The organism is Chryseobacterium jejuense (assembly GCF_017877355.1).
GTDB lineage: Bacteria > Bacteroidota > Bacteroidia > Flavobacteriales > Weeksellaceae > Chryseobacterium > Chryseobacterium jejuense_A.
This window is the reverse complement of record NZ_JAGIPR010000014.1, coordinates 130,300-142,688: the sequence shown is the minus strand read 5'-3', so window position 1 is coordinate 142,688 and position 12,389 is coordinate 130,300. Positions and strand designations below refer to the sequence as shown.

4 protein-coding genes are annotated in these 12,389 nt (G+C 37.2%); all 4 read right to left on the bottom strand.

Features of this window, described 5'->3' with window-relative positions:
- Positions 1-371 precede the first annotated feature (371 nt).
- On the bottom strand, positions 372-617 hold the full coding sequence (locus J2772_RS21705; protein ID WP_209920397.1) for a hypothetical protein: 246 nt from the start codon (positions 615-617) through the stop codon (positions 372-374).
- A 6-nt stretch (positions 618-623) separates the two neighbouring features.
- Entirely contained in the window at positions 624-1,970 is a 1,347-nt protein-coding gene (locus J2772_RS21700; RefSeq protein ID WP_245365295.1) for an RHS repeat domain-containing protein, read from the bottom strand.
- A 172-nt stretch (positions 1,971-2,142) separates the two neighbouring features.
- Complete coding sequence (locus J2772_RS21695; RefSeq protein WP_209920394.1) at positions 2,143-2,562, bottom strand: DUF4279 domain-containing protein; 420 nt, start codon at positions 2,560-2,562, stop codon at positions 2,143-2,145.
- A gap of 6 nt (positions 2,563-2,568) precedes the next feature.
- Positions 2,569-12,384 (bottom strand): SpvB/TcaC N-terminal domain-containing protein, encoded by a 9,816-nt coding sequence (locus tag J2772_RS21690; protein ID WP_209920391.1) that lies wholly within the window; start codon positions 12,382-12,384, stop codon positions 2,569-2,571.
- Positions 12,385-12,389: the final 5 nt, after the last annotated feature.

Sequence of the window (12,389 nt, the reverse complement as noted above, 5' to 3'; positions counted from 1 at the left end):
TCGCCGTAATAGAAAGACAAACTCCTTATATTAATACTTATAAATTTGCATCTTAAATTTTAACAATTTTTATTTGCTTCGTGTCATAGAATGCGCAGCGGGGAATAATTAACCATGCACAGTTAAATAATCCTACGTCTTTTCCTCTTCCTAATTTATTGTTGATACGCTGGCTTCCGGCATAATAATGCTTGGTATAAGACAGTTCATAATTAAAAACCACCGCCCAAAGGCAGTGGCTTTTTCTTTATCTAGGTCATTGTCTAGCTACTTGTTGTCATGGACACGAGCAAGATGCTCGCGCCAGCGAGGGAGATTTTTTTAAAATCAGCTATCATATATTATTTGAAACAGATTAGTCTTATCAATGATTATTTGAATATTTTTTTTATTGACCAATATAAAAAGGTTATTAACAAAGACCCTCCTACTATTATTATCCACCAATAAGGCAAAACCCAAAAAATAAAATATTTTATAGAGTTCATAAGATATGATAATGAATTTTTAGAAGGATAAACCTGTTTGAAGGCACTATCTGTAAGTCCTAAAAAATAGGCAATTACTGATAATACTATAATACTTATAATAAATACCTTGAAAATAGGTTTTTTCATATTATATTATTTTGCTGATTTTCCAGATTGAACATTTCCATTTTGAGGATTTAATTTTTGAAATTGTGCATTCCATTGATTAGGAGAGTAGTTTTTGCCCCTATAATTAACACCTTTAAATGTATCATCTTTATTTAATAAAACTTTAAATCTAAAACTGGACATTGGTCTATCATTATCTCCTGCTAAAGAGGTAAATGGAGAGCCATCCGCTCCAGAAGCTCCCAAAAATATAGAATTTCCTTTTGTATCTGTTATGAATGTTTCATTTGAGGGAAACTTATCTCCATAAACTTTTCCTTCAATATCAAAACTTTGCCCTTTCACTACATTTGAAACATTAAAACTCACATTTGCATCAATATCAGGAGATGCAGCTCCCCATAATAAAGCTTTATTTTTCCCATACATATGTACATAAAAGGACTGTTTATTGCCACTATAAGCATTGCTTCCTTCTACATTTGTGGGAGAAGTGGCACTACTAAATTTAGTTCCCAACCAATCAGAATGAGTTGTATGAGGGGTTATATTCATACTCCTATTATCTAGATTAATTTTTGCCGTAGCAGCAATTCTATAAGTATCTGATTGACTTGTTGAAAATTTTCTATTATCTCCATCTCCTTCAAATCCACCACCAAATCTATTAAATGGTGCAAAACTTCTAGTTTGCATGAAAAATGATTGTTTCCCATTTGGGTCTACATATATTACAGGATTCTGATAACAATAAATATAAGGATTCAAGTTTCCAGAGTTATACACACCTCCATTATGTTGACCATCTCCATAAAATTCACTTTCCATTACAGGATTATAATTTGCCAATGGGTCTACTCCTAACCACAGACTGATACGAGGATTATAGTACCTCGCTCCATAATAGTAGTACCCGGTCTCATCATCTAGCTCCTTTGCATTAAACTTATAAGGTGTATTGTAAGAGTTCTTATGATTCTCTACAAATACCTCTCCGCTTGGGAAATACTCGATATTTTGGGTTACTTCACCATCTAAACCGGTAATAAAAGAACTGCTGCCTAAGTGGTCAGGATGGTACCAGTAGGTATCCTTCTCTTCCACTCCTGCATATGAAGGTACACAATTTTCTGTATATCCTGCGTTTTGTCCATAATTAGGAGGTGGGGTAATTCCATTGGCTACCATAATCGCTAAACTTGCAGAAGTGTTGGCTTCCAGTTTTTCTTTGGCTACTGCTTTTTCATTGATGGAAGACACTCCGGTTCCATAAGGAATAATGAACCATGCACAGTTAAATAATCCTACATCTTTTCCTTTCCATAACCTACTGTTGATCCGCTGACTCCCTGTATAGACTCCTAAATTCAAAAATTCGTGACTATAAAGCTAAAAAATTATATCAACTCTAAATACACAAAAGCCACCGCAATTGCGGTGGTTTTACTTTTATCAGCTCAAAGTTCCTTACACCCTTGGTCCAAGACTTTGCAGCGGGGAAATTTATCCTGCTAAAAAAAATTCAGCAACTATATTTTGCAACTTATTCATTTTTTAAAATATAATTATCAACCTCAATTTCAGCACCTAATTCACTAACCATATTTAAAAAAGATTTATTAAAATATAATACTACACCTTGTTCTTCTGCTATTTCTAATATAATATCAAATTTTATCGTAAGGCCATTAGTTTGATCTACATAGTCATTTACAATTATTACTTTCTCTTTAAAAATAGAGACAAGCCTATCTGAAATTTCTTCAAGATATATCGTATCAGAATATATCGAATATTCCCATGCTGACTCCTCCCTCTTTTTATTTTTTTTATTATTGGGAATCACCTCTCCTTCTATCCAAATGTTTGTAGGAACTATGCCTATTAATTTTGTTAAATCATTTGGGTCGAAAAAACATCCAAATATTGAAAAAGTAATCTTTATATTAGTATTATAATCCATAATTTGCTAATCATTTATATATTCTCCTGTATGTATTGGCTCTCCCTTTCCCCCTTTTTTAAGTATTAAAACTTCGTTAGTATCAGTATGCTTATATAGGTCGTATTCTGATATTTTTGTTTTTTTACCTAAAAATTCATATTTCAATTCATGAGCATCGATTCCAGCTTTCTTCAATAGATTAGCAGTTAAAATTTTAAAATTCTTTCCACTACTTCCCAACAAGGCTAATCCTTTAGTATCTATTTTACCTTTTTTCAAGGAGAACAAAATAGCACCTGCTGTAGCAGCTATTTCAACTTTTTCTTTCCCAGAAGCATTATTGAATCGCTCTTTAACATCATCAAAATCAATGTCACCCAATGCTCTTAATTGGTTTCCAACACCTTTGAAATTATCCCATGTTTCATCTAAACTGGCAATGATCCCCTCTCCATATTTAGCTTTACTTGCTGCTATTTCTTGCTGAGACTTAACGTGAACATTAAGAGGAGTTATATTCTCAGCAGTTTTATGGAGAACATCACCCGCATCACTAAGGAATGTTTTTGTATTATTCCATGCTTTCTGCCATTCCACTTGCTTCCCATTCGGGTCAATATACTTAATTGGATTCTGATAGCAATAAATATAAGGATTATTATTCCCAGAGTTATAAACACCTCCATTATGTTCTCCATCTATATAAGCCTGATCATTATACAACGGATTATAGTCCGCTAATGGATCTACATTCAACCAAAGACTTACCCTAGGATTATAATATCTCGCTCCATAATAATAGTAACCTGTCTCGTCATCCTGCTCTTTACCATTAAATTTATACGGCGTATTATAAGAATTCTTATGGTTTTCTACAAATAACTCTCCGCTTGGGAAATACTCGATATTTTGGGTTACTTCTCCATCTAAACCGGTAATAAAAGAACTACTGCCCAGGTGGTCAGGGTGATACCAGTAAGTATCTTTCTCTTCCACTCCTGCATACGAAGGTACACAATTTTCTGTATATCCTGCGTTTTGTCCGTAATTAGGTGGTGGGGTAATTCCATTGGCTGCCATAATCGCTAAACTTGCAGAAGTGTTGGCTTCCAGTTTTTCTTTGGCTACTGCTTTTTCATTGATGGAAGACACTCCGGTTCCGTAAGGAATAATTAACCATGCACAGTTAAATAATCCTACATCTTTTCCTTTCCCTAGTTTGCTGTTGACACGCTGATCTCCGGCATAATAATGCTTGGTATAAGACAGCTCATATTTCTGAGTTTGGGTGTTGAAAATTAATCTTGCCACAGCCATTCCATTAGGATACAGACTATAATCATTTTTGGTGATGGTCTGGGAAGTTCCGTTAGATCCTGTGATCACTGCTGTAGAGAGAACATTTTTAATAATTCTTTCTCCTCCTGCATCATAGGTATAGATTGCTGAACCGTCTACTTCCGGTGTGGAAGGATTCGTATCTACAAAACGCATACGGTTTTCTTCGTCCCACAGATACTTGGTTTTGGGTTCTGTTGCATTGCAGGTTTGCTGTGCAATGGCCGTAGGGTTTCCTTTTTTATCATAGGTATAGTTCTGGAACTTCACCTGCGGATTGTTGACGTCACAACATAGGGCACCCGACACATTAGGTTCGTCTACGATAGTTGTTGGAGCATGTGGTTTTGTTCCTTCGTATCGGTAATTTAAAAGATAAGAAGTAGCCTCAATATTGTTCCAGACTGTTCCGGTACTGCCCATAGCTCTTTCATGCTTCTGTGTTTTGCTCATCACATTATGCATATTGTCATAAGCCATTGTCACCGTATAACGCTGGCGCTCTTCCTGGCCTTGTGGGTTCATACCCCGCCAGTTTCCACTTGCAGAAGTTAATCTGTATAAATCATCATACCCATACGCATGGTTGGTACCTCCTCCTAATAATCCGGCCTGTGACACAGGGGCATTGTTATGGATTTGTAATACGTTGCTCACTACATCATATTGATAGAGGTTTTTCATGAAGTAACGATTCGTAGGAGTCTGGGCATTCAGCTTCAGCAGCCTTCTTCTCTTCGTTTCGTATTCATAGCTGGTTGTGGTTCCGTTTCCGTATTTCAGGAATACCCTTTGATCAAATTTATCATAGCCTAATTCATTGATGATATTTCTGGCAAATCCATCTTTTACGGAAGCCATATTCCTAAGGTTTCCGGCCAGGTTATAATTGTACGTTACTTTTTCTCCGTCCGGATACGTAATTGTTTTCACACGGTTCCAGGTATCATATTCCCATTCAGTACCAAACCAATATACTCCTGCTCCCGGAGCTGCTACAGAACGACGTTGATGTGTCAATTCGCCTAATCTTCCATATTTCAGGTATTGGGTACCGGTAGCATCCGTCTGATACCATAATCTACCCACCGCATTATTATCCATTGCTGAGGCATCCATTGCCTGACCATAATAATATTTTACATTATTTTCAGGATATTTCGGATAATTGATCGCTTTTAAACGCTTATAATCATACTCATAAGCAGCAGTTTCATTTTCCGCATTGGTTCTGGAAGTCATATTGCTTGCAGGGTCATATACGAAAGTTGAAGTACCATTATCCGGATGGGTCATAGATGTTCTTCTTCCCAGATCATCATAAATACTGGTGGTCAGGTTATTCTGTACATCTCTTACTTTCAATAATTCTCCAATGGCATCATGGGTAAAGCTGGTAAAAATATCGCCTGTATTGGATGGTTCATGTACTGTTGTCGTACGACCTTTAATGTCCGCATATGTAGTTTTGATGGTTCCTAATTCATCCGTCATCATGGTACGAAACATCTTTCTTCCCTCACGGTCGTTTCCAAAGCCATATTCTACTTCAGAAATCAGGTCTTCATCCGGTAACTTAGTTGTAAGTACCCTATCCAACACATCATAGGTATTGATCGTAGGAACAATATTATCTACTGTTGCATCATAAGTATTCACTGAAGCTTGCGATTCTGTTGGATAATATGTTTTCAATGCTCTACCAAAAGCGTCTTGCTCCGCTTTTCCAGACACTACATACTTCAGTCCTTTTTGATAAAGATCCGCCGTCTTCTTCACCTGGATAGGGCTTCCTAAACCATCTGAAATACTTACGGTATTAATGGTATTATTAGCATTATCCGGATCATAATGACGGGTTATAGCGTAAGACTGAGCTCCTGTTGCATTCAATGGGGCATCAGTGATCGGTTTATATTCAAACTGTATGGTCCAAGGAATGTCATTGAACATTTCATAAGGTCCGGTGATTTCGGTTGTTCTTCCTGCTGCATCATATGCATATTGCGTTGGCTGCAAATTCATATCTTCGGTAAAGACAGGCACTCCGAACCGGAAATCATATTCTGATGTGCTGCTATATCCGAAGGCATCTTTTACCTTGGTTGGATACGTTGCTACATTAGCATCATAAGTATATTCATGGAAGAAACGTTGCCCTTGATAATTGGCAGGTCCGGTTGCTTTTTTAATATTTCCGTAGCTATCATACTCATAATTGTTGACAGGATTTCCAGGACCTACCATTGTAATAGCCGTAACATTACCTTTACCGTCATACTGAGCTGTTCTTTCTCTCACTACTCCCGGTGCGGTTGATTTTACGCTTGTTGGCAGGATAAGATAATTGGAAACATTATCTGTAATCTGATATGTCACATCAGAAGTAAGGACTTCATTAACTCCAATCTGGATGTCTCCTAAATCTTTATTCTGTTTAAGGTTACCATAATTATCATATACCATTTCTGTAGAAGTAGATTTACCTGCTACAGCCTGACCTTCATAGAAACTGTAAGTGGTTTTATCTAATGCCGTAAAGTATCCAAAATTCGTAAGCCCTTTTTCTGCTTCTTTAGTCAGAACATTTGCTAATGCTATCGTAGAGTTATTAATTGTTCTTAAAGAAAGTGTATTAATCTTCTCCGTCCATTTATTTCCCGCAGCATCATACAATACCTCAGACAATAAAGCTCCTTTTAAAAAGTATGAACTATTGTTAAAGGTCTGTAATGTATAACGGTATATTTCCGTAGCCGCAGCTCCTCCGTTTCCTGTATTGATCTGGTTGGTTCTTACTTTCTCAAATCCGTAAAAGGTTCTTTCCCTTCTGCTATGGTAAGGATTTTCATAAGTAACCGTAATTTTAGAAAAGTCAGGTTTAAACTGGCTGTCTCCGGTAAATCCGTCATTGGAGACCACAGAAGTCATAATCCATTTATTTTGAGGAAGATCGTACGTATTTCCTGTTCTTTCATAAGAAACTTCCCAAGTTCCTCCCATTGGAGTCGTTACTTTCTTAAGGAGATTCGTAGTACCTATTGTAGAATATTGTACCTGTGCACTTGTATTGCTAAAGTTACCGTCTCCATCCGCCTGTGATTTTAATAAATCCGGGAAACCGTCTCCATTTAAATCTAATATTTGCTGCTTAACGTTACTATCTCCTTCTCCAAAGCTTGTACTAGGGTTTATAGAAATCTTAAGTGAATTTCCTGTAGTTCCAAGAGGAATGAGAATGGACGCTGTAACTCCAACATTCATATTAAATCCTCGGGAAATATCCTGTTGGATATTGGATGAAGCATTCCACGGTATGGAAACAAATTTATTTCCTGTATTAATCTGCACACTCAGATTTCCGCCTGAATTGGTTACTAAATCTGCCAAACCATCATTATTGATATCGATCAGGGATGTTTTCTGATCAGTAAATGTTTCAGATTTTCCTGCACCAAAAGCGATACTTCCATTAAACATACTTACCCCTTTTGGTAAACCGCTTGTTATAGTTCCTCCGATAGATGCCCCAGCTCCAAGATTCGTTGAAGTGGTAGTTCCATTTCTGAAGTTACCATATGAAAGGTTTTCTGCCGGAGCATAAGAATATCCGAGATTAAGCTGAACCTGTCCGCTTTCCGCTACTCTATCTAATAATCCGTCTCCATTGATATCGATATAGCTGTAATTGGAATGATCTTCTCCATCAGATGATCCTCCTGAGAAATTAAATCCAGGTTCAACGGCTTTTAATGCATTTTTATTACTGGACTCATTGGATTTACCTGATAACGGATAGTTTTGTCCAACCCCAAATCCTGAGTTAGAGTGATCTGTTCTATGCGAATTATCATTAGCTCCCAGCAAAGTATTACTGGCAAGCATACCGATCATGTTGGTATACTGAATCATATTTCCGTTCAATACATCCGGATAGCCATCACCATTCATATCAAAATAATCCAACATATTAATTGTTTTCCCGGTGGAAGTTGTTTTATTCAATGAGAAAACAGAAAAACCTCCCGAAATTCCGGTATTGGTATTCGTGGTTTTCGATTGCTTCACAGGAGCATTAAAGACTCCAGGGGTATTTGCAGATGTTGCTTGTGAAAGCAAACTCATATCATTCATTCCCATTCGTGAAGATGAAATATCTATGCCTTGTACATAAGTCGTTTTACTCATTCCAATATACCTCTGAACATAATCAGAATTGCCTGGAGTATTAAAGTCTCTTCCGTTATAGGCATTCATCATGATAAAAAGTCTGGAATTCAAAGGTGTAGAATCGTTCTCATCACTAGGAGGAACTAATTTAACAGGGTCTATTTGCTGGCTTCCATAATCGGTAAGCTGATCCTGTAGTTGACTGCAAGCAGTAGGTAATGTACCATATCCTCCATGATAAATAAATTGTCCCCAGCTTCTGTACATGGCTCCAAATCTTCCATTATCAGTGGACAAATCCGTACCGGAACCTTCCTTGTATATTTTATCAGTATCTTTTCCATACACATTGATACCATGGGTTTCAAATACAGTTGGGGCAGCAGGATTTACATTCACAGATTCACGAATTTCCACCTCCATATTAGGAATTGTTCCATCCAATCCGGCATCAGAAGTGAGATCGGTATAACATTCAACATAATAATCATTCCAACGTATGATTGGTTGAGAAATAGAGAGTTCCTGCATAGAATTCACACTGCCTGTCCAATTGATCGTAGTAATAATCGGGTTTACAAAATTTCCACGCTGCATTACCCTGTTTCTTACGATATAGGTATATCTCCCGGCTGGTTTACCGGTTAACTTTGCATAAAGTGAATAATTTCCGTCACGACCACGCATATCGATCCATGGTTTAAATGTAGCCGTTGTATTATTTCTTAAATTATAAAATTGGAAATCCGGAATGATAGGAAGTTCGATATCATTTCCTTCATAATTGATGGTCAGTTTTAAATTATTAAATTTTAAATTTTCCCATTTTTCATTTAAATTAGATTGTACCTGAAAATATACAATATCATTCTCAGTCAGGGCACCTGTATTAAATTGCAGCGTTTGACTTCCTGTAGTTGTAGATGGATATTGCTGGCTTCCTATGGTTGTTACCGTACCATCTGATTGTTTTTTTACAATTTTAACGGTAATATCTTGTACTGTAAGAGGTTTGTTAAAAGTTCCGGTAATAGTACCCGAAGCAGCATTCACAGGAACACCTGTACCATTTTTACTGCTTACTAAGCTCACATTATCCATTCTACCAAGAGGGGTTTCTGAGGAATCTCTATACCAATCTGAAAGTGCTCCCGGATACGGATATGATATTGGTGTTGATAGATAAGTAATACCTGCCACCATTTCAATAAGATCTCCTACACCATTATCCCTTGAGTTTACCCTGAAATAAAGATAATCTCCTTGTTTTACCTGCAATGAAGACTGGCTGATATTGGCGCTGCTTGTAGCTCCACTAAGAATGGTGAAAGGCGTAAGGAAATTTGAAGTGTTGGTTTCCGGCTTAAAGTGTTGTACACTTATTTTTACACCATCCGGGCTAGATGATGGATTCTTTAGTTTCATCGAACCAGATATTCCGATCATTCCGTCAAACGGTGCCCTCCAGGCTTTAACAACATCATGCAATGGAGAGTTTTTATAGTCTTCCAATATCTCATTACAATCTACAGCCGGTGTACTTATTGCCGCACCTTTCATAATGGGATTGGGAGTTAATGAAACATCTGAACTGTACTTTAAAACTCCATTTTCTACTCTTCCGAAGTAAACCTGCCCATTACTTACAATATCCTGAATCCCGTCACTGTTGGCATCTGTAAAATAATTATAAGTCAGGTCTTTTGTTTTGGATGTTCCACCGGAAGCCCCTACCTGGAAAAGAGCTGAAGCTGTTGCTTCTAAACCGAAACTATTCGTATAACTTTTTGAATAAGAAAATGATTTTGAATTTTCCGGTGTTAATAAATTACTACCAAATGCATCTGTATCCGGACCTTTCTTTCTATATTTAAAAGTAGCATCCGGGGAACTCCACTCATTCTTCAGAATCTTATCCGGAAGCCCATCACCATCCACATCGGTGATAGTCAATCTTCCTCCACCTTCTCCTTCTGTATATTGATAGTCTCCCCCAATGGTTGCACTTTTAGTAAGTGGATTATAGGCCTGAGTATCTCCCACTTTTGCCAGACCAAATGTAAGAGCGCCACCAACCGTATTATTTTTTGAATCACCATGTCCCAATAATGAAGAACTCTTGATTCCTGCATCATTAGCCACACCGTCAATGGTGGTTTCCGGTGCATACTGAGAGGTTTCTATGTTGTTAAAATACTCTACTCTATTGGTATAAAATACTTGATCATCTGCTTTTTTCTCTGTAATAGTTTCTAAAAGAGATTTAGTAAATGCTCCTGTCTTATATTTAAATTCATAGCTTCTTACCTTATTATTTCCATCATAGAATATCTGGATATTCCCCAGTCTTTTTGAAGTGACTCTTACAAACCCAAGTCGTCCATCTACCTGTACATCGTCTCTTTGGGCTGTATCATATCCAAAATTTACAGTATATTTTTTTAATGAATTATTGGCATCGTTAAGGGTATATTCTATGGTACTGATATACATCTCTTTTCCTCCGTTTCCAATGGCTCCTGAAGCGCTATATTTCGGAGTATCATAATTATATTTTACATAATTCCCATTAGTATCAATGGTTTTGTAAAGTGCCCAATGGCCAATATTATTAGTTCCTTCCTGTCTCAGCACTGCATTTTCCACTACTGCAGTTCCATCACCTCCAAAAAGGTTTCTGGTACCATCCTTGCTGATGACTTCCCACCAATAATTAGATGGGCTGCTTCCGTGTCTGATAATTTTATTGTATGCCCCTTCTATTCTTGGGTAGAACTGTCTTTCCGCCATTCTGTCTTTATCAAAACCTTCTGTACGATTGGGCAAAACAAATTTATCTCCGTCTTTAAAGGTCAACTGTTCACTTCCAAAAGAATATATTTCAGTTTCCTTAGCTCCATCATATCTTGGTACTCCCCATCTTGTATCAATGCTTATAGCAGGAACGGAAAGGTCCCAGCCTAACCCCATCCAGCCATTACCTCCTTCACTGTTATAATTGACAGATAATGAGGGCTGCATTCCTTGTCTACCGGCAGGAAGTTTAATAGGGAAACTTGTATTTACCGTTCCCATATTATTGGGAGAAGGAGCTCCGATGCTCACAATTCCCGCAGATGGATCAGCAGCTTTAATATCTTTAATGGAATTAGGAGCATAACTTCCTGTTTCAGGAGATTCAGGAACTTTGATAATCCCTGCAACCATATCCGTAAAGTGTGTTGTTTTGGAAACCAAAATCTGCTTCTCAGCCATTAAGGAATCCTTTTCTAACGCCATCCATTTTTTCTGAATATCATCAAAATAAAAAGCTTTGATATCCTGTTCTGTATATCCTGTAGGGATTCTAGACTTATCATAAGCCATTGTTACCTTTGCAGGAATACTGAAATGTTCTCCGTGTGGAAGAAAACGATAGGCGAAATGTTCTTTGGTGACATTTACGAATTCCGGTGTTGTAGCCGGGATATCAATATCCCTCAAAGGAGTCACCGAAAAATTCTTTGATGTTTTCAGGGTTCCTTTGTTGAATTCAAGGCCTGCTCCTTCCCAATGTAATTCTCCGGCTGCTCCGGCTGCTATATTCTTGATTAATGCCGAAGCGGCCGTTTTTTCCGGTTTGTAAAAAGCAGGAATCGATTTATCAATTCTGATACGGACATTACGAACCTTATACGTATAATCTGCTTCAGAAGGAATGGTAAATGTAACCTTATTTTTTCCCTGAATAATTGAAGAAGCTGATAATGCTTCCGAATGGAAAGTCCATTGGTTATTTTTTTCGACAGCATTGCCTCCGGTAGCCAATTCGTCATTGATGTATTTGCTTACTCCGGAGGAATGGGTTACTCCATACAATTCATATTCCAGCCAGGCGGAAGAATTTGATTTAACTGCATTATCAACGATTACGGTAAAAATATTATCGTAAACCTGATCTATAGGATGTGCTTCATCTTTACCAATAACACCCTGTTTTATATCTGAAATATAATATCTGGAGCTATTTGTATAATTGGCATTAAATGTTGTTCTCTCAATGTTAATACTTTTTGAAAATACTTCAGATTGTGATGCAACTTTATCTTTATTACCTGACACTTCTGGCGAAGGTTCTGATGCATCGGGTAAACTTTTTTCAACTGAAGAAAAGGTAAATTTAGGATTTTTTGATACTATACTTTTATACTCCTTATTTTCCGGTTGCCTCTCTTCTTTAGTCAGGAAAAGATGATTGGCCTGGGCATGTATCTGCGACCATGAGATAAGAAAGATAAAGGAATTAACCAGTTTCTTCTGTTTTCTGATTATGTTAAATAATGATGTCTTCATAGTCG